The sequence below is a fragment of the Streptomyces sp. NPDC087310 genome (genome assembly GCF_044744405.1).
Taxonomy (GTDB): domain Bacteria; phylum Actinomycetota; class Actinomycetes; order Streptomycetales; family Streptomycetaceae; genus Streptomyces.
This window is the reverse complement of the sequence record NZ_JBIUYF010000001.1, coordinates 873,551-898,439: the sequence shown is the minus strand read 5'-3', so window position 1 is coordinate 898,439 and position 24,889 is coordinate 873,551. Positions and strand designations below refer to the sequence as shown.

Annotated in this window: 24 protein-coding genes and 3 tRNA genes; 18 read left to right on the top strand and 9 right to left on the bottom strand. The window is 70.6% G+C overall.

Annotated elements, in window-relative coordinates; genetic code table 11:
- Positions 1 to 276 precede the first annotated feature (276 nt).
- Both ACIO3P_RS03615 and ACIO3P_RS03610 read right to left on the bottom strand, forming a co-directional pair.
- On the bottom strand, positions 277 to 1,746 hold the full coding sequence (locus ACIO3P_RS03615; RefSeq protein WP_329827233.1) for an FGGY family carbohydrate kinase: 1,470 nt from the start codon (positions 1,744 to 1,746) through the stop codon (positions 277 to 279).
- Positions 1,747 to 1,797: 51 nt separating this feature from the next.
- Positions 1,798 to 2,109 carry a YtxH domain-containing protein gene (locus tag ACIO3P_RS03610; RefSeq protein ID WP_329827234.1) on the bottom strand — a complete coding sequence of 104 codons (312 nt, stop codon included), beginning with the start codon at positions 2,107 to 2,109 and terminating at the stop codon, positions 1,798 to 1,800.
- A 219-nt stretch (positions 2,110 to 2,328) separates the two neighbouring features.
- On the opposite strand from ACIO3P_RS03610, the gene ACIO3P_RS03605 reads away from it, so the two are divergent.
- From ACIO3P_RS03605 to ACIO3P_RS03585, 5 genes are all read left to right on the top strand, one after another.
- Positions 2,329 to 2,401, top strand: a tRNA-Asn gene (locus tag ACIO3P_RS03605).
- Positions 2,402 to 2,406: 5 nt separating this feature from the next.
- Positions 2,407 to 2,479: transfer RNA gene (locus ACIO3P_RS03600), tRNA-Asn, on the top strand.
- Positions 2,480 to 2,738: 259 nt separating this feature from the next.
- Positions 2,739 to 2,812 (top strand) — tRNA-Ile (locus tag ACIO3P_RS03595).
- A 443-nt stretch (positions 2,813 to 3,255) separates the two neighbouring features.
- Entirely contained in the window at positions 3,256 to 4,866 is a 1,611-nt protein-coding gene (locus ACIO3P_RS03590; protein WP_401850641.1) for a TIGR03086 family metal-binding protein, read from the top strand.
- Positions 4,863 to 5,504: a nucleotidyltransferase domain-containing protein gene (locus ACIO3P_RS03585; protein WP_401850639.1), complete on the top strand. Its 642-nt coding sequence runs from the start codon at positions 4,863 to 4,865 to the stop codon at positions 5,502 to 5,504. Before ACIO3P_RS03590 ends, ACIO3P_RS03585 begins: the two co-directional genes overlap by 4 nt.
- An 18-nt stretch (positions 5,505 to 5,522) precedes the next feature.
- Here ACIO3P_RS03585 and ACIO3P_RS03580 read toward each other — a convergent pair whose 3' ends face one another.
- A complete protein-coding gene (locus tag ACIO3P_RS03580; RefSeq protein WP_401850636.1) occupies positions 5,523 to 6,332 on the bottom strand; it encodes an alpha/beta fold hydrolase in 810 nt (269 codons plus the stop codon).
- Positions 6,333 to 6,396: 64 nt separating this feature from the next.
- On the opposite strand from ACIO3P_RS03580, the gene ACIO3P_RS03575 reads away from it, so the two are divergent.
- Positions 6,397 to 6,783, top strand: a complete 387-nt coding sequence (locus tag ACIO3P_RS03575) for a MerR family transcriptional regulator (RefSeq protein WP_329827240.1) — start codon at positions 6,397 to 6,399, stop codon at positions 6,781 to 6,783.
- A 126-nt stretch (positions 6,784 to 6,909) separates the two neighbouring features.
- Here ACIO3P_RS03575 and ACIO3P_RS03570 read toward each other — a convergent pair whose 3' ends face one another.
- Positions 6,910 to 7,509, bottom strand: coding sequence for a TetR/AcrR family transcriptional regulator (locus ACIO3P_RS03570; RefSeq protein WP_401850634.1), 600 nt, complete (start codon positions 7,507 to 7,509; stop codon positions 6,910 to 6,912).
- Between the two features lie 92 nt (positions 7,510 to 7,601).
- Between ACIO3P_RS03570 and ACIO3P_RS03565 the strand changes: the two genes are divergently transcribed.
- A complete protein-coding gene (locus ACIO3P_RS03565; RefSeq protein ID WP_401850631.1) occupies positions 7,602 to 8,051 on the top strand; it encodes an anthrone oxygenase family protein in 450 nt (149 codons plus the stop codon).
- A 28-nt stretch (positions 8,052 to 8,079) separates the two neighbouring features.
- On the opposite strand, the gene ACIO3P_RS03560 is transcribed toward ACIO3P_RS03565, so the two are convergent.
- On the bottom strand, positions 8,080 to 8,817 hold the full coding sequence (locus tag ACIO3P_RS03560; protein ID WP_401850628.1) for an SDR family oxidoreductase: 738 nt from the start codon (positions 8,815 to 8,817) through the stop codon (positions 8,080 to 8,082).
- 116 nt (positions 8,818 to 8,933) lie between these two features.
- Here ACIO3P_RS03560 and ACIO3P_RS03555 point away from each other — a divergent pair, with 116 nt between their 5' ends.
- The 5 genes from ACIO3P_RS03555 (at position 8,934) to ACIO3P_RS03535 (ending at position 13,590) form a co-directional block, all read left to right on the top strand.
- Positions 8,934 to 9,503: a TetR/AcrR family transcriptional regulator gene (locus ACIO3P_RS03555; RefSeq protein ID WP_401788600.1), complete on the top strand. Its 570-nt coding sequence runs from the start codon at positions 8,934 to 8,936 to the stop codon at positions 9,501 to 9,503.
- 204 nt (positions 9,504 to 9,707) lie between these two features.
- Positions 9,708 to 9,878 carry a hydrophobic protein gene (locus ACIO3P_RS03550; protein WP_329827247.1) on the top strand — a complete coding sequence of 57 codons (171 nt, stop codon included), beginning with the start codon at positions 9,708 to 9,710 and terminating at the stop codon, positions 9,876 to 9,878.
- A 278-nt stretch (positions 9,879 to 10,156) separates the two neighbouring features.
- Positions 10,157 to 10,507: a PRC-barrel domain containing protein gene (locus tag ACIO3P_RS03545; protein WP_329827249.1), complete on the top strand. Its 351-nt coding sequence runs from the start codon at positions 10,157 to 10,159 to the stop codon at positions 10,505 to 10,507.
- Positions 10,508 to 10,725: 218 nt separating this feature from the next.
- Positions 10,726 to 12,618, top strand: a complete 1,893-nt coding sequence (locus ACIO3P_RS03540) for a right-handed parallel beta-helix repeat-containing protein (RefSeq protein ID WP_401850626.1) — start codon at positions 10,726 to 10,728, stop codon at positions 12,616 to 12,618.
- A gap of 156 nt (positions 12,619 to 12,774) precedes the next feature.
- On the top strand, positions 12,775 to 13,590 hold the full coding sequence (locus tag ACIO3P_RS03535; protein ID WP_329827252.1) for an SAM-dependent methyltransferase: 816 nt from the start codon (positions 12,775 to 12,777) through the stop codon (positions 13,588 to 13,590).
- Positions 13,591 to 13,664: 74 nt separating this feature from the next.
- Here the strand turns inward: ACIO3P_RS03535 and ACIO3P_RS03530 are convergent, their stop codons facing one another.
- The 3 genes from ACIO3P_RS03530 to ACIO3P_RS03520 form a co-directional block, all read right to left on the bottom strand.
- Positions 13,665 to 15,116, bottom strand: a complete 1,452-nt coding sequence (locus tag ACIO3P_RS03530; RefSeq protein ID WP_401850895.1) for a GAF domain-containing protein — start codon at positions 15,114 to 15,116, stop codon at positions 13,665 to 13,667.
- Entirely contained in the window at positions 15,113 to 16,156 is a 1,044-nt protein-coding gene (locus tag ACIO3P_RS03525) for a rod shape-determining protein (protein WP_401788594.1), read from the bottom strand. The genes ACIO3P_RS03530 and ACIO3P_RS03525 overlap by 4 nt, the downstream gene beginning before the upstream one ends.
- Positions 16,157 to 16,375: 219 nt before the next feature.
- Positions 16,376 to 16,936 carry a hypothetical protein gene (locus tag ACIO3P_RS03520; protein WP_329827254.1) on the bottom strand — a complete coding sequence of 187 codons (561 nt, stop codon included), beginning with the start codon at positions 16,934 to 16,936 and terminating at the stop codon, positions 16,376 to 16,378.
- Positions 16,937 to 17,194: 258 nt separating this feature from the next.
- Here ACIO3P_RS03520 and ACIO3P_RS03515 point away from each other — a divergent pair, with 258 nt between their 5' ends.
- Entirely contained in the window at positions 17,195 to 17,977 is a 783-nt protein-coding gene (locus ACIO3P_RS03515; protein ID WP_329827255.1) for a hypothetical protein, read from the top strand.
- Between the two features lie 8 nt (positions 17,978 to 17,985).
- Here the strand turns inward: ACIO3P_RS03515 and ACIO3P_RS03510 are convergent, their stop codons facing one another.
- A complete protein-coding gene (locus ACIO3P_RS03510; RefSeq protein ID WP_329827256.1) occupies positions 17,986 to 18,423 on the bottom strand; it encodes a MarR family transcriptional regulator in 438 nt (145 codons plus the stop codon).
- Positions 18,424 to 18,563: 140 nt separating this feature from the next.
- Here ACIO3P_RS03510 and ACIO3P_RS03505 point away from each other — a divergent pair, with 140 nt between their 5' ends.
- The 5 genes from ACIO3P_RS03505 (at position 18,564) to ACIO3P_RS03485 (ending at position 24,763) form a co-directional block, all read left to right on the top strand.
- Positions 18,564 to 19,583 (top strand): NADP-dependent oxidoreductase, encoded by a 1,020-nt coding sequence (locus ACIO3P_RS03505; RefSeq protein WP_329827446.1) that lies wholly within the window; start codon positions 18,564 to 18,566, stop codon positions 19,581 to 19,583.
- Between the two features lie 254 nt (positions 19,584 to 19,837).
- Positions 19,838 to 21,196 (top strand): extracellular solute-binding protein, encoded by a 1,359-nt coding sequence (locus tag ACIO3P_RS03500; protein WP_401850622.1) that lies wholly within the window; start codon positions 19,838 to 19,840, stop codon positions 21,194 to 21,196.
- Positions 21,193 to 22,134: a carbohydrate ABC transporter permease gene (locus ACIO3P_RS03495; protein WP_401850620.1), complete on the top strand. Its 942-nt coding sequence runs from the start codon at positions 21,193 to 21,195 to the stop codon at positions 22,132 to 22,134. Before ACIO3P_RS03500 ends, ACIO3P_RS03495 begins: the two co-directional genes overlap by 4 nt.
- Entirely contained in the window at positions 22,131 to 23,018 is an 888-nt protein-coding gene (locus ACIO3P_RS03490; RefSeq protein ID WP_329827260.1) for a carbohydrate ABC transporter permease, read from the top strand. The genes ACIO3P_RS03495 and ACIO3P_RS03490 overlap by 4 nt, the downstream gene beginning before the upstream one ends.
- A 239-nt stretch (positions 23,019 to 23,257) precedes the next feature.
- Positions 23,258 to 24,763, top strand: a complete 1,506-nt coding sequence (locus ACIO3P_RS03485; protein ID WP_401850617.1) for an alpha-N-arabinofuranosidase — start codon at positions 23,258 to 23,260, stop codon at positions 24,761 to 24,763.
- Positions 24,764 to 24,889 lie beyond the last annotated feature (126 nt).

Sequence of the window (24,889 nt, the reverse complement as noted above, 5' to 3'; positions counted from 1 at the left end):
TCGGATTCGGCTGGGCCGAACGGCGAAGACCGGTCGGCGAAGATCAGGGGGGTCCCGACCCTCCATCTTGCGGTACGCCACCCGCCGAACCCCAAGGGTTTAAGTCCAAGGACGGGTCAAGAACGTTCCGAGCAGGTACGCGTCGCAGCACCCCACCTTCCCCGCGTGCCTCCCGGGACCAGCCTCCCCGCGCCGGGCCGTGCCCAGCCCCCGAGCGGCCCCTGAGGCTCCCCGGATTCGACCCCCGAGCACCCCCGATCGCCGACCCTGGCCTCCTCAGCCGCCGAGCGGTCCCTGCCCGAGCGCCCCGGGCCCGAACGCCCCCGGATGGACCTGCTCCCGGGTGGCCCGGTACTGATGCCGTACGGCCGCGCCCACCGCCGCGTCGTCACCCGGCTCGAACACCTGTGCGGCCGCGCCCTGCCAGGCCGGCGGATGCTGCGGCGAGTGCGTCCCCCGCGCGACCCCGAGCGCCCACGCCGCCTGCCGCGCCGCACCCAGCGCCGCGTAGTCCGCCGGCTGCGGTACGACGACCTGCGCGCCGAAGATCGACGGCGCCAGTGCCTGCACGGCGGGCAGCTCGGCCGCCGCGCCCAGCAGGAACACCCGGCGCACCTCCACCCCGCGCCCGCGCAGCACGTCCATCGCGTCGGCGAGCGAGCAGAGCATCCCCTCGAACGCGGCCCGCGCCAGATGCTCCGGCTTCATCGACTCGCGCCGCAGCCCGGTCAGCGTGCCCGCCGTGTGCGGGAGCTGCGGGGTCCGCTCGCCCTCCAGGTACGGCAGGAACACCAGCCCCGAGGAGCCCGGCGTGGACTTCAGCGCCAGCGCGGACAGCTCACTCAGATCCGCCGTCCCCAGCAGCTCCGCCGTACCGCGCAGCGCTCTGACCGCGTTCAGCGTGTGGACCACCGGCAGATGCATGCCCGTGGCGTCCGCGAAGGAGGTGATCAGCCCGGACGGGTCGGCCGCCGCCTCGTGGTGCACGGCCATCACGGAACCCGAGGCCCCCAGCGACACCACCGCGTCCCCGATCCCGACCCCCAGGCCGAAGGCCGCGGCCATCGTCTCGCCGGTCCCCGCGGAGATCAGCAGCCCCTCCGGAGTGGTCCCCGCCGCGTCGGCGGGACCGAGCACCTCCGGCAGCGCCGCCTGGTGCCCGAGCGCCAGCTCCACCAGATCCGGCCGGTACGCCCCCGTACGGGCGGACCAGTAGCCCGTCCCGGACGCCGCGCCCCGGTCGGTCGTCCGGCGCGCGGGACGCCCCAGCAACTGCCAGACCAGCCAGTCGTGCGGCTGCAGCACCAGCGCGGTGCGGTGCGCCGCGTCCGGCTCGGTCCGCGCCATCCAGCGCAGCTTCGCCACGAGCCGGCTCGACTGCGGTACGGACCCGACGGCCTCGGCCCACGCCTGCCGCCCGCCCAGCGCGTCGATCAGATCGGCGGCGGCGACCTGCGCGCGCTTGTCGTTGCCGATGAGCGCGGCCCGTACGGGATTGCCCTGCCGGTCCAGCGCCACCATGCCGTCCTGCTGCGCCGACACGCCGATGGCCTGCACGCCCTCCAACAGCCCGCCCGAGGCGGCCTCACCGAGGGACAGCAGCCACACCTGAGGGTCGACCTCGGTGGCTTTGGGTTCGACGGCGTGGTGCGCGTACCCCTGGCGGAGTACGGCACCTGTGTCCGCGTCGCAGACGACGACACGTGTGAACCCGGACGAACTGTCCAACCCGGCGACTATTCCCATGACACCCGATTCTGCCGCACGCGCGCCATGAACAGCGCGCGGCCGGGGTGATCAGGTATTGCTGGTACCCCAGTCGTCGAGACCGTTCTGGCTCCGTTCCCGCAGGGAGCGGACGCGCTGGGCGACGGAGTCGGGCACCTTGTCCCCGAGTTTCTCCCCGACCACGCCGTTCACGGAGTGGTACGCCCGGCCCGCGACCTCGCGGCCGGTCTGCGCGGCCGACTCGGCGGCGTTGCGCACCGCCGGATTCTGCGAGACCTGCCGCGCGGACTTCTTGATCTGCTCGTAGCGCTCACGGCCCGCCCGCGTTCCGAGAACGTATCCGCAAGCGAGTCCGGCGATGAACGTGAGGCGGTACCGCATGGCTGCCCAGCCTTCCTTGGTGTCGGCGTCCCGTGCGCCCGGCGTCGGACCGTCGGTCTGTGCCCTCCGCCTACCCCGTCCCGGCCCGGGATCACCCGAGGTGACCCGGGTCGATACCGATTGGCGGAGCACCCCCCTGCTTGCGCTAATGTATGTGTCGCAGCGAACGCGCGCCGCCCGGGAGGACCGGGGTAGGTACGTTCGGTGCAAACGCAGCAATCCCCTGTAGCTCAATTGGCAGAGCAGCCGGCTGTTAACCGGCAGGTTACTGGTTCGAGTCCAGTCGGGGGAGCACGGTCCCCTGTAGCTCAATTGGCAGAGCATTCGGCTGTTAACCGGAGGGTTGCTGGTTCGAGTCCAGCCGGGGGAGCGAGAAAGACGGAAGGGACCCTTAGGGGTCCTTTTTCGTTATGTCCGCTTTCGCTGCATCTTCCCCGCGATCACGCCCGCAATGGCGTCCACACGACACCTTCGGGTCCCTCGTACGGCTGTACCCAGACGTTCGTGGAACCGGGCAGCGCGCGGCGAAGTCTTCATGGTCAAGTGATGCCGACCATCCGAAGCAGGAGATCGTATGAGCGGCTATGCTGCGGCAGACGGCGCGCACAAATGTGCGCGACGCGCCGTTAGGGGCGGTAGCTCAGCCGGTTAGAGCAGCGGACTCATAATCCGTCGGTCCTGGGTTCGAGTCCCAGCCGCCCCACCGGGATGGATGTTCGAAGAAACGATCCCACCTGCATTCGAGGGCCCCAGTGTGGTGGAGACCACGGTGGGGCTCTCTGTCATTTCCGGGCCCTGCGTGAGCGGCGCGTGAGCGGGCGTGTCTGACGGCGGGTCACGGCGGGCGCGGTCCACCACGGCTTCGGCATTCCTCGCGACCTCCTGATCCACCTCGGCAGCGGAGTGGCGTACGTGTCGGACGCTAGCTGAATCGTCCCGTGCCGCAGCGCTTCCTTGATCGTGTGGACGTCACCTCCACCCGCATGGATCAACGTCGCCGCCACATGGCGGAGATCCCGCGGGCAGATCGGAGGCAGACCCGCCGCGCGCCGCGGCGGCCGAAAGACGTCTGACACCTTCTCAGGGTGAAGCCGGCCCCTCGGCCTGCTTGACTCTCCCACGAGGGGAGAGCCGAGGGTGGGGCGCATGCGGATGGATGACGCGTCGCAGCCGACGTGGGGTATCGGGGCCGTGGCGCGGCAGACCGGGCTGCCGGTGAAGGTGGTCCGGCACTGGTCGGACGTGGGAATCGTGGCACCGGTGGATCGGACCGCCGGCGGCTACCGCCGTTACGACACCGCTGGAGTGGCCCGGCTGCACCTGGCCCGTACGCTGCGGGACCTGGGGATGGGGCTCGGGGAAATCCGCAACGCCCTGGACGGCGAGAACGGGCTCGCCGAGGTGGCCACCGCGCACGTCGCGGCGCTGGAAACACAGATCCGCCGCCTGCGGACCCATCAGGCGGTCCTGCGCACCGTCACACGTCGCACCACGCGGGAAGGACTTGCTCTCATGACGCGCACCGCCCATATGGCCTCGGACGACCGACGCAAGCTGGTCCACACCTTCCTCACCGACACCCTCGGCGATCTGGACGTGCCTTTCTTCCGTGAAGGGCTCCTCGCCTCCGGCTCGGATCTTCCGGAGGATCCCACCGACGAGCAGGTCGAAGCATGGCTGGAGCTGGGAGAGCTCATCGCCGGCGAGGAGTTGGCCCCCGCCATGCGACGCATCGCGGAATACGCCGCACGCCACGGCCAGGGAGAACAGAACGCCGCCGCGGCGGCGGAGATGCAGGCGCTCACCAGCACGTGGACCACACGCGTCCGTGCGGCGATGCGGGCCGGCACCGCAGCGGACTCCCCGGCCGCCGACCCGGTCATCGCCGACATCGTCGCCGCCTGGCTGCCCAGCCGTGCGAATACCGACCCCGCCGTCACCTCGGACGGCACCGAGGCCCGCACACGCCTGCACGAGCAACTCGCCGCCGCGGCCCAGCCCGCGGTCGAGCGATTCTGGCAACTGCTGTGCATCCTCGGTGGCCGCCCCGTACCCGCGGGAATCGCGAAGGAAGGCCGGTGGCTCACCACCGCACTGCGCACCAACCCCGCGCCCGGTGCGCGCGACGCCCAGCTCGAAGCCCTTTACACGGACGACACCGATCCCTGGCCCTGCGGTGTCCTGGACGCGTTCACACGCGTCCAGGAGGCAGTGAGCGCACTCGTGCACGCGACAGCACCGGAGCAGTTCGCCCTGCCGACTCCGTGCGAGGAGTGGACCGTACGGGATCTGCTCGATCACCTGGTGTGGGAGAACATCATCTGGGGCGGCCTCGCCAACGGCATGCCTCCCACCGACGGTCACACCCAGGACCACCTCGGCGACAACCACATCGCCGCCTTCGAGACCGCCGCCGCGCAGGCCGGCCGTGCTTTCCGGCAACCAGGCGTGCTGGAGCGCTCCTTCGGCCCTGCCCTCGGCCGTCGTATGGTCGAGCAACTCCTCATCGAATTGCTCGTACACGGCTGGGACCTTGCGGCGGCGCTCGGCCGTGGCCGCGATCTGGAACCCGACATCGCCCGCGCCGCCCTGCCCGTCGTCCAGAAGATCTACGGCGACCTACCGCGCACAGCAGGCGGATCCATCGCCCCCGCCCAACCCGCACCCGAGGGGGCCTCGCCCCTGGACCAGGTGGCCGCATTCCTCGGCCGCCGCGTCCCGGCTCGCATGGGGTCCGCTGATGGATTCCCGCGGTGAGCGAGCAACTGCCCAGCGGCGGTACGAAGCTGTCACCCGACGAGATCGAAGCCCTGCACGCCAGGTGGTCGTCCTGCTGGACCCCCAGTGAGGTCGCGCGGCGGTTGGCCGGGATCGGCACGCCCTGGTACGTGGCCGCGGGCTGGGCGCTGGATCTGTTCCGCGGCAGGCAGACGCGTGCTCATGGGGACATCGAGATCGCGATTCCGGCGGCGGGTTTTCCCGAGGTCCGCTGCCGCTTCCCCGGATACGTCTTCGACGCGGCGGGCAGTGGCCGGATCTGGGAGGACGCCACACCGGAGGTGCTGGCCGCCGTACATCAGACATGGCTCCGCGAGCCGGCCACCGGCAACTACCTGCTCGACGTGTTCCGCGAACCGCACGACGGCGACACCTGGATCTGCCGACGCGATGAGAGGATCCGGCTTCCCTTCCGCGACATCATTCACCACACCCACGACGGCATCCCGTATCTGGCGCCCGAACTGGTCCTGCTGTTCAAGGCCAAGCACGCCCGCCGAAAAGATCAGACGGACTTCGACGCGACCGTCCCGCACCTGACCCCGGCTCAGCGCGAAACCCTGACCGAGCTACTCGACCGCGTACACCCGGGGCATCCCTGGATTGCGGATCTGTAGCCGACTGGAGCGCCCACGTCATGCGGAGTGGGACTCGACACCGGCAAGGAACTCGCGGACGTGCCGCAGCCATGTCGCGCGGTCGGGTTGGCTCAGGATGTGTGCGGCGCCGGGCAGTTCGATGAGCGTGGCCCCTGGGATGCCGGTGGCCAGCGCGCGGTGGCTGTCGGGGAGGACGAGGCGGTCGCCGGTCGGCGTGACCACCAAGGCCGGGACCGAGATCCGCGGCAGGTCGTCGCGGACGTCCACCCGGGACACCAGATGGAAGTGGTCCGGCGTTCCGGGCGGCATGGTGGTCCGGGTCGCGGTGACAAGAGCGTCGAGCTCCGCGTCCGGAATCTCGCTGAGCTGAGCATCCGTCATGCACGACAGGCAGGCGAGACGCGCCACCGCGTTCCACTCGCCCGCCTTCGCCAGTATCTGGATGAGCCCGGCGGCCAGGGCGAGGACGGGATCGGCCACCGGGAACCCGGCGGTGAGTACGAGGGCCGTGACCCGGTCCGGGTGCCGAGTGGCCGCGCGTACGGCGACCGTGGTGCCCAGCGACTCGCCGAGGACGGCGAACCTCTCGTGCCCCAGCGCGACGGCGGTCGCCACCAGGCGGTCGGCGAGATCGTCGAGGTCCAGCGGCTCCGATGCCACCGGCGTCCGGCCGGCTCCGGGGTAGTGCGGGCCGATCAGCGTGTGGTCCCGCGCGAGATCGTCGAGGACGAGGCCGAAGTTGCCCTGGATGCCGCCTCCGGCGCCGTGCGCGAGCAGCAGGGCGGGGCCCGTGCCCTGCACGAGAACATCCAGGCCGGACGGGAGAACTTCCTGTTCAGTGGTCATGCCCAGGACGTTAAACTCCGACATGGGTGTCAGAGTCAAGTCGCCGATCCGGGAGGTGGACCACATGCGGATGAAGGACATGGTCCGGAGGACCGGCGTGCACGAACGGCTGCTGCGCTATTACGAAAAGCAGGGGCTTCTCACCCCTGAGCGGCTCCCCAGCGGGTACCGGGAGTACAGCGAGGCGGACATCGAAACCGTGCGGCGCGTCCGCTGTCTGCTGACGGCCGGGCTGTCCACCGCCATGATCGCCCAGGTGCTGCCGTGCATCCGAGCGGACGACGAGCGCCTTGTGCCTGCCTGCCCGTCGCTTGTCCGGCAGTTGCAGGGCGAAAGGCAGCGGATCACGGCCGAGATCAAGGCGCTCCAGGACTCTCGCACGATGTTGGACACGGTCGTCGCCGCGGCCCCACGCTTCGCGGACACGGGCGACAACTTCCCCGAGTCCTGAAGACGCTTGACCGTGCGGACGCGATGATCGAGTGCCCCATCGGCCCGGTCCGGCGGTGGGCGCACCGATTCAGGTGGGCTGCCCAGGTCCGCCGGGGCGGGGACTCGTACGGCAGCCACCAAGGGGTTATCGCACGGGGCGCTGCTCGGCGGTGTCGACGAAGCGGTTGACCAGGAGTGTGATGCGGCTGGGGATCCGGTCGGCGGGGAGTCGGCCGGCGCGGGTGAGGGTGATCAGGCCGTGCAGTGCGGCCCAGAAGGTCTCGGCGAAGAGGCCGGGCTCCTCGTCGGGGCCCGCGTGCGCCGCCAGTGGGTCCAGCAGGGCCTGGAAGGCCGCGCGCAGGGGGGCGGGGGTGGTTTCGGCGGCGAAGGGGAGGCCGTTGTCGAGGCTGAACATCGCGTCGTACAGGGCCGGGCTGCCCGTGGCGAAGTCGGTGTAGGCGCGGGCCAGTGCGGTCACGGCCGGTCGTCCGGCGGGTTGCTCGGCCACCGCCGTGCGCAGGGCGGCGGTCAGCTCGGTGGTGCCCTCCAGCGCGACCGCCCCGAGGATCTCGCGTTTGCCCCGGAAGTGGCTGTAGAGGACGGGCTGGCTGTACTCGATCCGCTCGGCGAGCTTGCGCGTGGTGACCGCGTCCCAGCCCTGGGCCTCGGCGAGTTCCCGGGCCGTGGAGACGATCAACTGATGGCGGTTGGCCCGCTCTCGTTCCTTGCGTTCCTGTGCAGACATGAGCAGATTCTAGCAGTGCTAGACAAGGGAGCGATGCTATGGCTAGCATCGCACTGCAAACTAGCGTTGCTAGAAGAGCCCTGGGAGGGGTCATGCAGAACGCGTTGGCAGTCGCCACGGTCGTCGTGGTCGGAGTGATGGTGGGCGTGGAGTTCGCGGTGGCGGTGTTCGTCAACCCGATCCTGGACCGGCTCCCCGACGACAGCCGCATCGCCGCCCGCGGCGACGGGGCCCGGGTGCTCGGCCGGGTCATGCCGGTCTGGTACATCGGCTCGATGGTGCTCGGCGCGGTCTGGGCCGCCGTGGCCTGGGGAGGCGCGGGCGCCTCGCTGGTCACGGCGGCCACCGTGCTGCTGGCGGTGAGCGTGGTGATGTCGTTGCTGCTGCTGGTGCCGATCAACAACCGGGCCAAGACCTGGGCCGCGGAGGGCAGGCCCGCCGACTGGAAGCAGCAGGCCGGTCGCTGGGATCGCTTCCACTACGTCCGGGTGGGCGTGATCGTGCTCGCCTTCGCCCTGTTCACGGTCGCCCTCGGTCGGTGACGGTGACGGTGCCGGTGCCGGGGGAGTGTCAGGTCTGGGCCGTGGGGCGGATGATGATTTCGTTGACGTCGACCTCGACGGGCTGTTCGATCGCGAACCGGATGCCTCGGGCGACCGCCTCGGGCGGGATGGCCATCGCTTCCTTCGACTCGTTCAGGCTCGCGCGCAGGTCCGGGTCGGGTACGGACTCGATGAAGTCGGTGGCCACGAAGCCCGGCGAGACCATCGAGACTCGGATCGACGGACCGGCCTCCTGGCGCAGACCTTCGGTGAGGGCGTGGGCGGCGGCCTTGGAGGCGGAGTAGACCGCCTGTGCGGGGACCGTCTTGTGCGCGGAGACCGACAGGGTGTGTACGAACTGGCCGTACCCCTGGCTCCGGAAGGCGGGGAGGGCCGCGGCGATACCGTGGAGGAGCCCCTTGACGTTGACGTCGATCATCGCGTCCCAGTCGTCCACCCGTAGCTCGTCGAGGAGTGACACCGGCCCGATCCCGGCGTTGCCGACCAGGACGTCCAGATGACCGAACCTGTCCTGGGCGAGCCCCACCAGATCGGCCAGATCCCCGCGACGGCGGACGTCGACCGCCCGGAACGCGATGTCGCAGCCCTGGTCCCGGAGCTCGTCGGCCAGGTCGGCGAGTCGTTCCTCGCGGCGCGCCCCGAGGACGAGCTTCGCCCCGCCCTGGGCCAGCAGCCGCGCGGTGGCGGCGCCGATCCCGCTGCTCGCTCCGGTGATCGCCACGGCCTTGCCCTCGATGCCTGGCATGCGGTACCGCCGTTCTAGAATCGGATAAGCGGACATGTGTCCGGTGTGATTTCACGATAGCGGACACGTGTCCGGATAGGCAACGGGGCTCGCCACGGCCCGGATCGGAGCACCAGATGGATCAGCCCCGTCGGCGCGCGACGCGTTCGGATGCCGAGGACAACCGCGCGCGCATCATCGAGATCGCGCGCACCACCTTCACCGGCAGCCCCGACGCGACGCTGCAGTCGATCGCGAAGACGGCCGGGGTCGGCCAGGGGACCATGTACCGGCACTTCGCGAACCGCGAAGCCCTGCTTCTGGCCGTCTACCGGCACGACGTCGAGGCGCTCATCGACGCGGCTCCCCGCCTTCTCGAAGAGCACGAGCCACTGGAGGCGCTCCGCCGCTGGTTCGACCAGCTCGCCGCCTACGGCCGCATCAAGCACGGGGCGTCCCTGGCCATCGAAGCCGCCACGCGCGCGGACCTCGGCAGCCAGTACTACCCGCCCGTCATCGCCGCGCTGGACCAACTGCTCACCGCCTGCAAGGCGGCGAAGCGGCTACGGCCCGATGTCGACGCCGACGAGGTCCTGCTGCTCGTGTCGTTCCTGTGGAAGGCCGACAGCGGACCGGACTGGCAGGAACGCGCCGGGCACATGCTCGCCATCGTCATCGACGGGCTGCGCGCCGGAGCGTGTGGCTGAGACCCAGGGGAACGGCGTCCCGGGTTCACGTGCGCGGTTCACGTACGCGATTCACGTACGGATGGTGCGAGGGTGACGCATGCGGAGGATAACCGCCCGGAAACCGCGCGGCGGGCGTTCCCCGGAAAGCGTGCGAGAAACACAGGAAAAAATGTGTGTAGCCGGAATCCGGCGGGGCACGCGGTGTTTCGGAGGTTGATAACTATGGTTCCCCTGCTTCTCGTCCTGCTTCTGGCCGTGGTCCTTTTCGGTGCGGGCTTCGCACTCAAGGCACTGTGGGTCGTCGCGGTCATCGTGCTGGTGCTCTGGGCGCTCGGTTTCGTCATGCGTTCCGCCGGGGCCGGCGGCCGTCGCGGCCGGTGGTATCGCTGGTAGGCCCCCGAATTGCCGGTAGGCCCTGGTAGGGCGGGGTATCGGTTCCATGCCCAGGTGGGGCCCGGACGCGGAGCGTCCGGGCCCCACACCCATGAACCCCCGCACCCGTGAACAGGGGAAATCGGACAGGGAAAATCGGGGCGTGGTGCTCCCGGTTGTTCTTGAGTGTGTTGTGTGAAGCGTGGGAACCGGGGCACGAGAGTCCGAGAGAAACAGTTCGCCGGAATTTATGGATGCTGTTTTCTGAATGAACATCTTCGATCGAGGAGCCGTATTTCATGAGTGACATCTGGGGCTACCAGCCGACGACCGGCCACACCGCGGGCAATACCCTGACCGGGTACAAGGTGGAGGCGACCGACGGAAGCATCGGCAAGGTCGACAAGCACTCCGACGAGGTCGGCTCTTCCTATCTGGTCGTGGACACCGGGGTCTGGATCTTCGGCAAACACGTACTGCTCCCCGCCGGCACCGTCAGCCGGGTCGACCCCGCCGAGGAGAAGATCTACGTCAATGCCACCAAGGCGGAGATCAAGGACGCGCCCGAGTTCGACAAGGAGAAGCACATCGGCGACGCGGGCTATCACGGACAGGTGGGCGAGCACTACGGCCGCCACCGTCGGGTCTGAGCGTCACGCACACATACGGGTGGGGTCAGCCGGAATTCCCTGGCTGACCCCACCCGTATGTGTGCGTGGCGTCCGTCCGTGAACCGGTGGAGATCGTCGCGCTGATGCCTCGTCATATCATCTTAAAAATAAGGGAATTGGAACCGTGGAGCCGCCGGCCGTATCTGGGTACACACCAGTAGGAGTTACTGGATCCTCGGCGAAGAGGGGCCCATCCGATGGCGCTCTACACCTACGGCGGTACGCCCTCCGACGTCCTGACCACCACGGGCGGCGAGGCCCTGCCCGACTGCCCGGTCACCCTGCGCGTCGCCGGGGGCGGGGGTGAGGTGACCGGCGGTGTCTTCGAGGCGGACGGGACGACGCCGATCCCTGTGCTGCTCAGCAACGGCCCGGGGTCCTCGGCGCCCGGGGCGCTGCGAACGTTCCTGGTGGAGGGCGTCCCGGCCATCGAGTACGAGTACCCCGACGCCGCCGGGCGTGTCGTACGGCGGTACCGCGCCGCCCGGGAGACCGCGCAGACCCCGGCCCCGGGATCCGGGGCCGGGCGGGAGGCCGTTGCGCCGCTGACCGAGCCGGTCGACCTGTCCGGGCAGCGGATCTTCAACCCGGTGCTGTTCGGCGCCCTCGGGGACGGGGTCGCCGATGACACCGAGGCCGTCCAGGCCGCCTTCGACGCCGCCTACGCGGCCGGCGGCGGCATCGTCCTCTTCCCGCCCGGCGGCACGTACAACGTGTTCACGTTCGTCGTCTGCCGGGCCAACACCACGGTGGTCGCGCACGGCGCGACCATCCGCTCGATCCACGCCACGACCGGCTGCTTCCGTAACTTCTACGGGGACGACTCCTTCCCCGCGTACGCGGGCCACTCCCACATCCGGGTGTACGGCGGCACCTGGGACGGCAACGCCCGTCGCGAGGCCGACGGCAGTGGTGTCGTCACCGGGACGACGAACATCATGACGTTCATCCACTGCTCGGACATCCTCGTCAAGGACGCCGTCTTCCGCGACTGTTCGGGCGCGCACGGCATCGAGGTCAACGCCGTCGACGGGTGCCGGATCGTGGACTGCCGCTTCGAGGGGTTCGTCGACAACACCCCCGACCAGTCCAGGCTGACGTCCGAGGCCGTCCAGATCGACATCGCCAGGACCGGGTCCAGCGCCATCGGCGAGTTCGACGGCACCGCCTGCCGGGACATCCAGATCACGGGATGCTGGTTCGGCCCGTCCGCGCGCCTCGGCGACTGGGGCCGCGCGGTCGGTACGCACGCCAGTGTGACGGGCTCGTACTTCGACCGGATCACCGTGCGGGACTGCGAGATCACCGGCGCCTACGACACCGGGATCCTCGCCCTGTACTGGCGGGACTCCGTCATCTCCGGCAACCGTATCTCCGGCACGGGCGCGGCCGGCATCCGCGCGGCCACCGCCTCCTCCACCCCGCAGGGCTGCCGCTGCCTCACCGTCACCGACAACATCATCGACGGCTCGGGATCCGACGCCGGGATCCGGGTCGCGGGGCTGCCCAACGCGCTCTGGAGCGATGTGGTCATCCGCGGCAACACCGTGCGCGCGGGCACTGGTTACGGGGTACGGACCGACTACGCGACCGGCACGGTCATCGAGGGCAACCGCGCCACCGGCACCGGCGGGGGCGGCATCCTCGCGCAGCGCAGCGACCGCGTCACGGTCACCGGCAACTCGGTGACGGCGGCCGGGTCCAACGGGATCAACATCGCGGGCTGCTCGGGCGCCCTCGTGGCGAACAACCTGGTCGACGGCACCGCCGCCAACCACGGGATCATGGTCGGCGTGGCGAGCGCGCCCGGCGGGAACGTCACGGTGTCCGGCAACACGATCCGCGCCGCCGCGTCGGCCGGTATCCGGCTGACCTCCCCCGGCTGCCTCGTCACCGCCAACCAGATCAGGAAGGACGGCGGTACCACCGTCACCGGTGTCTCGGCCGCAGCGACCGCCACCGGCTGTGTCATCGCGGGCAACGACCTGACGGGCAACGGCTGGACGGCCGGGACCGCGCTGATCGTGGTCGGCGTCGCGGCGCTCGACTGGAGCGGATCCACCGTCAGCCCCGGACACAACCTCCTCTGACAGGTGGGGTGATGGTCGGGACCGTACGGGCGCGGGCGGCCAAATGGCTTTCGATCATGTGGAGTTGATGTGATCGAAAGGTGCGCCCATGGTGCGCGTTCGTCTAGGTTGGTGATCCCTGGCCCGCTGCCGTGTCCGCCCGAGGAGGCGCCTTCCGTGTCCGACCGTGATTCCCGCTTCGAGTCCGCCGCCGCCGTCCGGGCGCGGATCGACACCGGCAAGCCGCACTCCGCGCGCTTCTGGAACTACTTCGTGGGCGGCAAGGACAACTACGACGTCGACCGCGCGGTGGGCGACCACATCAAGGAGATCTTCCCCGGCCTGGTCGACGTGGCCCGGACGAGCCGCCACTTCCTCGGCCGCGCCGTCCGGTACCTCGCGGTGGAGCAGGGCGTACGCCAGTTCCTCGACATCGGGACGGGCCTGCCGACCGCCGACAACACCCACGAGGTCGCCCAGCGCGTCGCCCCGGACTCCCGGATCGTGTACGTCGACAACGACCCACTGGTGCTGGCCCACGCCCGCGCCCTGCTGACCAGCACGCCCGAGGGCAGGACCGACTACCTCGACGCCAACCTCTACGAGCCCGAGGAGATCCTCAAGGCCGCCGGGGGCACGCTGGACCTCTCGAAGCCGGTCGCGCTGATGATCCTCAACACGCTCGGCCATGTCGCCGCGTACGACGAGGCCCGCTCGCTCGTCACCCGGCTGATGGCCGGACTGCCGTCCGGCAGCTACCTGGTGATCAGCGACTCCACCTCCACCAGCGAGGGGATGATCGCGGCGTCGGACGCGTACAACAAGAGCGGGGCCATCCCCTACTACGTGCGCGGCGTCGACGAGATCGGCGGCTTCTTCGACGGTCTCGACCTGGTGGCGCCCGGCGTCGAGCAGGTCACGCGGTGGCGCCCGGAGGCGGACACCGTGGCCGTGGAGGTCGACGCGTACGGCGCCGTGGGCCGCAAGCCGTAGCACCCCCTGAGGGCGGGGCGCTGCCGGTGCCGGGGACGAGGCCACGGCGTACGGGACGGCGTACGGGACGGCGGTCACCGCGGGGCCTCCCAGGTCACCGTCGTCCCCCCGGCACCGCCGTCCTCACGCGCCCCGTCGTCCGTCACCACCAGCCGTACCCCGTCCGCGCCGCCGCGCAGCCGGGCCGTCGCGTCGACCTCCACCTCGATCGCCGTCACCCCGTCGCGCCGGTGCGCGGCGGCGAGCGCGCCGCGCAGCGCGGCCAGCAGCTCCCGGGCGACCCGCGGGGCCACCAGGGTGTCCACCGCGCCGCTGAAGCGCACGGACGGCCGGAAGCCCAGCAGGACCGCGGCGCCGCCCGTCTCGCGCAGGACCGCGGCGCGTACGCCCGTCGGGCCGTCGGCGGGCGGCTGCTGGAGCGCGAAGATCGTCGTCCGTACCTCCTGGATGGTCGAGTCCAGCTCGTCCACCGCGCGCCCCAGCAGCCCGTCCAGGGACGGTTCCGTCACCCGCCGCCGGGTCGACTCCAGCATCATCTCCGTGGCGAACAGCCGCTGGACCACCAGATCGTGCAGATCGCGGGCGATCCGGTCACGGTCCTCGTACACGGCCAGCCGCTCCCGGTCGTGCTGGGAGTCCGCCAGGACGAGCGCGAGCGCCGCCTGCGAGGCGAACTGCGTGGCCAGCAGCCGGTCCACCGCGCGGTACGGCCTGCCGCCGCGCCGGCGCGGCAGGGCCAGCGTCCCGATCAGCTTGCCGCCGCTCTGGAGCGGCAGCATCATGCTCGGCCCGAACCGGGTCCGTACATGGGTGGTCATCCGGGGGTCGGACGACGAGTCCTCGATGAACACCGCTTCTCCGCCGAGCAGTTGGACGAGGACGGGGGAGCCGGGGGCGATGGTGGTGCCGACGATGTCGCCCGGGTCGTCGGACGTGGACGCGGCGACGATCTCCATCCCGCCCTCGTCGGTCGGCTGGAGCACCACGCCCGCGAAGGCGTCGGCGAGCACCCGGGCCGACTCGGCCACCGTCATCAGCGCGTCCGTCGCGTTCACACCGGTCAGCAGTGCGTTGGTCACGGCGGCGGCCCCCGCGATCCACCGTTCGCGCTGCCGGGCCGTGCCGTACAGGCGGGCGTTGCCGATCGCGATGGCCGCCTGCGAGGCCAGCACCCGCAGCAGGTTCTGGTCCTGCTCGGTGAAGGAACCCGCCCGCTTCCCCGTCAGACGGAGATCGCCGAGGACCTCCTCGTCGAGCTGGACGGGCACCCCGAGGAAGGAGCCCACCGGGGGACGGCCCGGCGGGCCCCCCGCCGAGCGGTCCGCGTCGCCGGTCCCCGTGGTGAACAGCTCGGTCAGCCCGCCGCGTTCGGGATCGACCACGCCGAGCGCGCCGTACCGCGCGCCCACGAGTTCGGCGGCGCTGTCCACGATGTGCTGGAGCGTGGTGCGGAGTTCGAGGTCGTCGCCGATGCCGAGGACGTCCTCCAGGCGTACGGTCGGCCGGTCGGCCGGGCGGCCACTCAGTGGGCGCCGGCCAGCGGGTTCAGGACCATCGGCTGGATCTTGCCCTCCAGCATCGCCCCGAGGCCGAGCACGGCGCACACGTCCGGGCGTTCCGCGATGGCCACCGGCATCCCCGTCGCCTTGCGCAGCATCCCGTCGAGCCCCGGCAGCAGCGCGCTCCCGCCGACCATCATGATCCCGCTGTCCGCGAGATCGGCCACCAGGTCCGGCGGGCAGTCCCGCAGCACCTTGCCGATGCCGTCGAGGACCGCGGTCAGCGGCGTGTAGATCGCCTCCCGTACGGCGGCGGTGTCGACCAGCACCGAGCGGGCGACGCCGGTGGCCACGTCCCGGCCGTGGATCTCCGTCTTGGCGGGGCCGTCCGGGCTCAGGCCGTTGCCGCTGAGGGCCAGTTGCAGCGGGCGTACGGACTGGCTCGGCAGCATCAGTTGGTGCTGGTGGCGTAGGTGCTGGATCACCGCGTGGTCGATCGCGTTGCCGCCGACCGGGATCCGCTGCGCGGTGACGATCGCGCCGAGCGAGAGCACCGCGACCTGGGTGGTCGCCGCCCCGCACACCATGATCATGGTCGCGGTCGGCTGCTCCACGGGCAGGCCGCAGCCGACGGCCGCGGCGATCAGCGTGTCGACCAGTTCGACGCGGCGGGCGCCGAGGCCGATCAGGGTCTCGATGGTGGCGCGCTGGGCCAGCGGATCGGCGTCGTGCGGGGTGGACGCGGCGGCGCGCAGCCGGGGCTTGCGGCGGAGCTGCCTGCGGAGCTTGTCGCCGATGAGGTGGCGCAGCATCCGCTGGGCCATCTCGATGTCGACGACCGTGCCGCCGGTGACGGGGCGGGCGACCCGGATGTAGTCGGGGGTGCGGCCCGTCATCCGCTCGGCGAGTGTTCCGACGGCGATGAGCGCGCCCGTACGGGTGTTCACCGCGGCGGCGCTCGGCTCGTCGACGACGAGCCCGGCACCCTTCACGAACACCCTGGTTCTCGCGGCCCCCAGGTCGACGGCGATGTGGCAACGGCGCAACTGCTCAAGACTGACGGTCACGGCAGGGTCTCCCGAGAACGCTGATGTGGTGCACCGGCGGCGCCGGCCCTTGTACGCATCGTGCGGCCCCTCGGCGCGCCGCGCGCGCCGGGCTGCTCCGGTCGGGCGTCGGCGCCGAGCTCGGCTGTCATCCGCTCCCACTCCGGTTGGCGCCGTGACCCGCTCACGTCACTGCGTCCGCTGTCACTCCGTCCTCCGCTGTCACTCCGTCCTCTGCTGTCACTCCGTCCAGCGCTGCAACAGGCCCCAGGTGAACTCCGCGACCGCGGTCCCGCCACCGGGCAGCGTGAACCGCAGCCCCGTCCTGGTCGGCGCGGTTCCCGGCAGCGGCCGGGCCGGCGGGAACGCCCGCGCGACCTCGTCCACCGTGCACGACCAGGGCCGCAGATCCTCCGCCGTACGCGGCTCGGGGCCGGTCTCGCCCGGGGCGCGGACCAGCCACTCGTTCCACACCGCCCCGCCGGGCGCGGTCATCACCTCGAAGCGCAGGGTGGGCCAGAGGACCACCGGCCAGATCAGCGCGTCGCACTCCAGATCGCCGATCCTGCGCCGGACGACGCTCTCCGGCTCCCCGAGTACGGAGCGGTAGCGGGCCACCGGCGAGCGGGAGCGCGGTGAGCGCACCATGGCCTGCCAGCGGCGGTTCGCCTCGCGCATGGCGGCCAGGGACACCCCCAGCTCGTGGCGGGCCTCGTCGACCAGCTCCGGCTGGTGGTCGGCCATCCGGCGCAGCAGGACGAGCTGGAATTCGATCGGCCCGAACGGCCCGTTGGACGTCATGGCGCCATCCTGCCCGGTGTCCGCGCGTACGATCCCGGCGCCCGCGCGCACGGATCCGCCGGTCCAGGCCCGCCACCGGCCCCGCCGTTCCGCACAGGACCCTCACAGGCTCGACATCAGCACCCTCCCGGAGCCGCATAACCTTCGGACGCCATGGACTACTGCCACCCGTGCCGACGGCACCTCAACGGAGCACTGACCTGCGCCGGATGCGGTACGCCCGCCGAGAGCACGCGCGGTTACGGAGAGTCCGGCCCCGTGATCGACGGTGACATGGGCCTGATCGGCCACGACCCCGGCCCCCGGCCCGGCGCCCCGGCCGACCGCCGTCCCGGATCCCGTACGGAGAGCCGAGCCGCCGGCCGCCGCAAGCCGTCGCGCCGTACCCCGTCGAGCCATGAGCCGTCGGGCCGCAAGCCGTCGCGCCGGGCCCCGCGCAAGGCGCCTCCGCAGGGCCGCCGGGCCCGGGACCGGCGTGGGCGCAGGGTGTTGATCGGCGCGCTGGGTGTGGTGCTCGCGGCGGGCGTGCTCAGCCTGGCGCAGCTCGCGTTCGAGGCGCCGGGCCGGGACCACGCGTCCTCGGTCAAGGAGGACTCGTCCGTCCTGCCCGACGGCGGTTCCCGCGACACCGGCCGCCCGGCCGCGCCCGACGACCCGGGACCGCCCGCGTCCCCGGGCTCCGGCTCGGCCTCCGGTGACGGTACGGGCCCGAGCGTGGACGGTTCGGCGGTCCCGGCCGGCAGCGGTGACCCGGACGCGGACCGGTCGCCCGGGGAGTCGGCGCCCGCCTCGCCCGGTGTCCCCGCCTCGCCGGACGCGCCGGACGGCGACGGTACGGACCCGGCCGATCCCGGCTCCGGCGGTCCCGAGCCCGGCGGATCCGGTACGACGGGCCCCGGTGACCCGGCGGGCGGCCCCACGGGGGAGCCCACCGGGGAGCCCGACCCGGCCACGCCGACCTCGGCCGCTCCGCCACCGCCGCCCGCGCCGGAGCCGGAGCCGTCCGAGACCTGCACCCGGTTCCTCTGGTGGTGCACCTGAGGCGGGCCTCAGACCACGTCCCGGCCCAGCATCCGCTTCAGCAGATCGCGTAGCACCGTCCGCTCCTCCTCGGACAGCCCGGCGAGCGGCGCGCGGGCGAAGCCGAGCGAGTCCCGCAGCAGGGCCGCCGTCGAGAGCCCCTTCTCCGTCGGCGCGGCGAGCTTCACGCGCCGGTCGGCCGGGTCAGGGCGGCGCTCCACCAGGCCGCGTGCTTCGAGCCGGTCCACGATGCCCGTGACGTTGGACGGCTCGCACTTGAGGTTCTGCGCGATCCGGCGCATGGGCATAGGTTCCAGGGACAGCAGTCCGAGGACGCGCGCCTGCGCACCCGTGAGGGAGTGCTCGGCCGCGGCCAGGTCGTATTCCTCGTAGTAGCGCGCCACGACAGTACCGATGAGTTCGAGGACTTCGACGGTCAGCGGGTCTCTGCGCGTGGTGGTGGCCATGGGTACCAGGGTACCCACATATTTGACAACATGAAATATTCAGGAGCATGGTTGTTTCAGGTGGTGAAGCTTTCCCCATGGCATCCGGCTCATCCGGTGTCCGGCTCACCGCCGCAGAGCTGTCCGAGGAGGACTCCGCCATGACCGCACTTCCCGCGTCCGGCCGCGCCTGGCATCTCGTCGCCCGTCCCAACGGCTGGCCGGAGTCCGGTGATGTCGCGCTGCGCGACGTCCCGGTGACCGAGCCGGGCGAGGGCCGGATCCTCGTCCGCAACCTGTACTTCTCGGTCGACCCCTACATGCGGGGCCGGATGAACGACGTGAAGTCGTACGTACCGCCGTTCCAGCTCGACCGTCCGATGGACGGCGGCGCGGTCGGTGAGGTCATCGCCTCGCGCGCCGAGGGGTTCGCGGTCGGCGACCATGTGCTGCACGGTCTGGGCTGGCGGGAGTACTCCGAGGTCCCGGCGGACCAGGCCACCAAGGTCGACGCCTCGGTCGCCCCGCTCTCCGCGTATCTGAGCGTCCTCGGCATGACCGGTCTGACCGCGTACGCGGGCCTCTTCGAGACCGCGTCCTTCAAGGAGGGTGACGCCGTCTTCGTCTCCGGCGCGGCCGGTGCCGTCGGCAGCCAGGTCGGCCAGTTCGCCCGGCTCAAGGGCGCCTCGCGGGTCATCGGTTCCGCGGGCTCCGACGAGAAGGTCAAGCTCCTCGTGGAGGAGTACGGCTTCGACGCGGCCTTCAACTACAAGAGCGGCCCGGTCAAGGACCTGCTCAAGGAGGCGGCGCCGGACGGGATCGACGTCTACTTCGACAACGTCGGCGGCGACCACCTCGAAGCCGCCATCGGCTCGCTCAACCTGCACGGCCGCGTCACCGTCTGCGGCATGATCGCGCAGTACAACAACACCGAGCCGACGCCGGGGCCGCGCAACCTCGCCCTCGTGATCGGCAAGCGGCTGCGGATCCAGGGCATGCTCGTCGCCGACCACTTCGGGCTCAAGCCGCAGTTCGTCAAGGATGTCGGGGGCTGGCTCGCCGCCGGTGAGCTGAAGTACAACGAGACCGTCGTGGACGGCATCGAGAACGGCTTCGACGCGTTCCTCGGCGTCCTGCGCGGTGACAACACCGGCAAGATGGTCGTGTCGCTCGGCGGCTGACCGTCCGCCGCCGACGATCGAAGGCTGAAGGCTGAAGGCTGAAGGTCGGAGGTCGAAGGTCGGAGGCTGCGCGCAGAGTGTTGTGGGCCCGTGGGCCGCACCCCCGCCGGGGTGTGGCCCACGGGTCTTTTCTTGCGCGAGGGATTGACTCGTCCGCTCTCCGACCATAGTTTCCGGTTCGAAGTTACGGTCGCCGTTCGGTATTTCGGACGATGCGGGGCGGTGCCGTGGGAGGACGACAGAATCGAGCCGTCATGCCACCATCGCTCCCGAGCCGCCGCGGCGTGCTCGGCGGACTAGGAGCACTCGCCGTCGCCGGCAGCTTCGGTCTGGCCGCCGCGGGGAACGGCGCCTCCGCACTCACCTCGGACGCGGACGTCCGCGTCCGCTACTGGAACCTCTTCAGCGGCGGCGACGGCGCCAACATGATCGCCATGCTGGACGCCTTCCGCCGGGCCGAACCGGCCATCGACGTCAAGGACTCGACCCTCCAGTGGGGCAACCCCTTCTACACCAAGCTCGCCATGGCGGCGGCCGGCAACCGCGCACCCGACCTCGGCGTGATGCACCTCGGCCGGGTCACCGGCTTCTCGCCGGGCCGCCTCCTGGACCCCTGGGACATGGACCTGCTCGCCAAGTACGGCGTGAGGGAAGCGGACTTCAACCCCGCGCTGTGGAAGCGCGCCGTCGTCGACGGCACGCTCTACGCCCTGCCGCTCGACATCCACGTACAGCTCTGTTACTACCGCAAGGACGTCCTGAAGAAGGCGGGCCTGCTCGGGGACGACGGCCGGATGGTGCCGGTGACCTCGGTCGACGAGTGGTTCGACGTGCTGAAGGAGGCCAGGAGGGCCACCAAGAAGGGGATGCAGACCATCGGCCTGTGGCACAGCGACCAGAACTTCCAGTGGTGGTTCTTCGTGGCCTTCTACACCCAGCTCGGCGGCACCTGGTTCAACGCGGACAACACCGAGACCACCTTCGACGTCGACAAGGCCACCCAGGTCCTGGAGTTCCTGCGCCGGCACATCACCGACGGGTACGCCAACCCGGGGTACGGCGGCACCGCGGGAGCCGAACAGTTCCTCAACGGCTCGCCGTTCGCCTGGGAGGGCAACTGGTCCGTGCCCGTCTTCTCCGGCGCGAAGGTGGAGTACGGCGCGACACCGCTGCCGCCCGTCTTCGGCAGGCAGGCCACCCACGCCGAGTCGCACTCCTTCGTCCTGCCGCACCGCTCCGACCGCGGCGGGCCCGCCAACGAGGGCGCGCACCAGCTCGCCGCGTACGTCGTCAAGCACGCCCTGCAGTGGGCGGCCGGCGGCCACATCCCCGCCTACACACCGACGTTGTCCACACCCGCGTACCAGAAGCTCGAACCGCAGCACGAGTACGCGAGCGCCATGGACCACCAGGCCACCGAGCCGAAGGTGTGGTTCGCGGGCTCCACCGGCATCCTCGCCCAGGAGGTCGGCGCGCTCGTCGTCTCCTCGACGACGGGCTCCGCCGAGCCGGACGTGGTCGCCGGGCGGATGAGGAGACAACTCGCCAGGCTGCTCGCCATGAAGAACCCGATGGACGGCAGGACCGCCGCGCAGGGAGGTGCGGTCGCATGACGACGACCAGTGCCGGGAGCGTCATCGCCCCGGCGCGCGCCAGGACCGCCGCCGAGAGCGCCACGGTCCGCCGCAAGCAGGGCTTCCAGCACGGGGGCTGGTTCGTCGCCCCGTTCCTGTCGCTCTTCGTCCTGTTCGTGATCTGGCCGCTGCTGCGCGGCGTCTACCTCAGCTTCACGGACGCCAACATCTCCGGCGACAGCCCGAACTTCATCGGTCTCGACAACTACCGCGAGGCCCTGCACGACTCGATGATGTGGGACTCGCTCGGCCGCAGCGCCTACTTCACGCTGCTCGTCGTGCCGTGCATCACCGTCCTCGCCTTCCTGCTCGCGATGCTCGCCCACCACATCGAACGCGCGAAGTGGCTGTGGCGGCTCTGCTTCTTCATGCCGTTCCTGCTGCCGTCGACCGTCGCCGGCAACCTGTGGCAGTGGCTGTTCAACCCCGGCACAGGAATGATCAACCACGTCTTCGGGCTCGACACGCCCTGGCTGACCGACCAGGCGTACGCCATGCTCGCCGTCGTCATCGAGACCCTGTGGTGGACGGTCGGCTTCAGCTTCCTGCTCTACCTCGCCGCGCTCCAGGGCATCCCCGGCCATCTGTACGAGGCCGCGAAACTGGACGGCGCCAACGCCTGGCACCGCATGGTCCACATCACCCTGCCGCTGCTGCGTAACATCACAGGTCTGGTCATCGCGCTCCAGATCCTCGCCTCGCTGCAACTCTTCGACCAGGCGGTCGTGATGCAGGACTTCGGCCCAGGACCCGAGAACAGCACCAGGTCCTTCGTGCAGTACACCCTCGAACAGGGCTTCACCAGCTATCGCGTGGGTTACGCCTCCACGATGTCCATCATCTTCTTCGTGATCATCGCGGCCGTCGCCCTGGGACGGATGTGGCTGCTGCGCAAGAGTGAGGAGGGCGCGCGATGACGATCGCCACCACGGTCCGAGAGAAGTGGCCGACGGACAGAAGGAAGCCGGCGGACAGGAAGAAGTGGACGCCCGGCCAGATCGTGCTGACCGCGCTCGGCGCCGCGTTCTCCGCGGTCTGGACGGCGCCGCTGCTGTGGGCGCTGTTCACCTCCCTCAAGTCGGAGGCGGAGGCCGTCGCGCTCCCCGTGCGATGGCTGCCGCGGGAGTGGACGACCCAGGCGTGGACGGCCGTCTTCGAGTCCGGCAACCTGCCCAACTGGTTCGTCAACTCGTTCGTCGTCTCGGTCTGCGTCACCTTCGTCGTGGTGCTGGTCTCCGCCCTCGCCGGGTACGGCTTCGCCCGTACCGAGTTCCGCGGGAAGAACGCGCTGCTCGGCCTCGTCATGACCGGTCTGATGGTGTCGCCCGCGGTGCTGGGCGTCCCGCTGTTCACCACCGTCCAGTCGATGGGCATGGTGGACACGTACTGGGGGATGATCCTTCCGCAGTGCGCGCCCGCCGCGATGGTCTACATCCTCTACAAGTTCTTCCAGTCCATCCCGAGGGAGCTGGAGGAGGCGGCCTTCATCGACGGCGCCGGCCGGTGGCGGGTCTTCTTCACCGTCGTGCTGCCGCTGTCGCGGCCCTCGCTCTCCGCCGTCGGCATCTTCACCTTCATCGCCTCGTGGAACAACTTCCTGTGGCCCTACATGGTGACCAACAACCCCGACCTGATGACCATGCCGAACGGCATCGCCACCGTCATGAACTCCTACGGCATCCAGTGGGCGCAACTCATGGCCGGCGGGCTGATGGCGGGCCTGCCCCTCGTGATCGTCTTCGTCTTCTTCCAGCGGCAGATCGTCAGCGGCGTGGCCCACACCGGACTGGCGGGCCAGTGACCCGGGGACCCGGCCGGCGCCCCGGTCGAAGCGCTTCCGTGCCCCTCCGTGCCGCTCTGTTACGCCGTTGAACCTACGCCGTTGAACCGCGGCCCCGGTCACTCCGGTCCGTCACTCCGGTCCGTCTCGCGGGCCGGCTTTCGGGGGCTCGCCGAACTCCCCGTTCTCCTGTTCTCATCGTTCCCAGATCCACGTTCCCCGTTCCCGCTCTCCCCGTTCCGTCGTCAGTTGAGGAAGTCATGACCCGTTCCGCACGCTTCACCCTGCACCCCGACTTCACCGTCGGTGAGGTGAACCCCCGTCTCTTCGGCTCCTTCGTCGAGCACCTGGGCCGCTGCGTCTACACCGGTCTCCACGAGCCGGGCCACCCGACCGCCGACGAGGCGGGGCTCCGCGGGGACGTCCTCGACCTGGTCAGGGAGCTGGGCCCGACGGCCATCCGCTACCCCGGCGGCAACTTCGTCTCCGGCTACCGCTGGGAGGACAGCGTCGGCCCCGTGGACGAGCGGCCCCGCCGGCTCGACCTGGCCTGGAAGAGCACGGAGTCCAATCGCTTCGGGCTCTCCGAGTTCATCGACTTCGTCCGCAAGGCGGGTCCCGAGGCCGAGCCGATGATGGCCGTCAACCTCGGCACCCGCGGGGTGGCCGAGGCCATCGAGCTCCAGGAGTACGCCAACCACCCGGCCGGCACGGAACTCTCCGAGCGGCGCAGGGCGCACGGCGACAAGGACCCGTACGGCATCAAGCTGTGGTGCCTCGGCAACGAGATGGACGGGCCCTGGCAGACCGGCCACAAGACCGCGGAGGAGTACGGGCGGATCGCCGCCGAGACCGCGCGGGCCATGCGCCAGATCGACCCGGACGTCGAACTGGTCGCCTGCGGCTCCTCCGGCTCAGGGATGGCGACCTTCGCGGAGTGGGAGGCCACCGTACTGGCCGAGACGTACGACCTCGTCGACCATGTCTCCCTGCACGCCTACTACTGGGAGACGGACGGCGACCGCGACTCCTTCCTGGCCTCCGCGGTCGACATGGAGACCTTCATCGAGAAGGTCGTCGCGACCTGCGACCACGTCGGGGCGCGGCTCAAGTCGAAGAAGAAGATCAACCTCTCCTTCGACGAGTGGAACGTCTGGTACATGGAGAAGCCCAACCCGCACCCGGTCGAGGAGTGGCAGGAGGCCCCCCGCCTCCTGGAGGACGTCTACTCGGTGACGGACGCCGTCGTCTTCGGCTCCCTGCTGATCGCCCTGCTCCGCCACGCGGACCGGGTCGCCGTGGCCTGTCTGGCCCAACTGGTCAACGTGATCGCGCCGATCATGACCGAGCCCGGCGGGCCCGCCTGGCGGCAGACCACCTTCTTCCCGTTCGCGCAGGCGGCGAAGTACGGCCGCGGCACGGTCCTGGATGTACGGGTCGACTCGCCGTCGCACGAGACGAAGAAGCACGGCGAGACGGATCTGCTGCACGCCACCGCCGTACGGGCCGACGACGGCGCGGTCACCGTCTTCGCCGTCAACCGCAGCCAGACGCAGGCGCTGCCGCTGGAGGTCGCGCTCGCCGGGCTCGGCGTGACGGAGCTGGTGGAGCACTCCGTGCTCGCCGACGCCGACCCGGAGGCGAAGAACATCCTGGAGGACCAGGAGCGGGTCGCCCCGCACGCGGGGGAGGGCACGGTGCTCGCCGACGGCGCGCTGACGGCGACGCTGGAGCCGCTGTCCTGGAACGTGATCCGGCTGCGCTGACCCGCCGCCGTACGACGCCCGGCCCCCGGTGGAGCGGTTCCACCGGGGGCCGTGTGGTGTCCGGGGCGGCCGGGTGAGGTGGGGCGTCGTGTGGGGAGCGTGACGATGTCTGCGTGAACCGTTGAC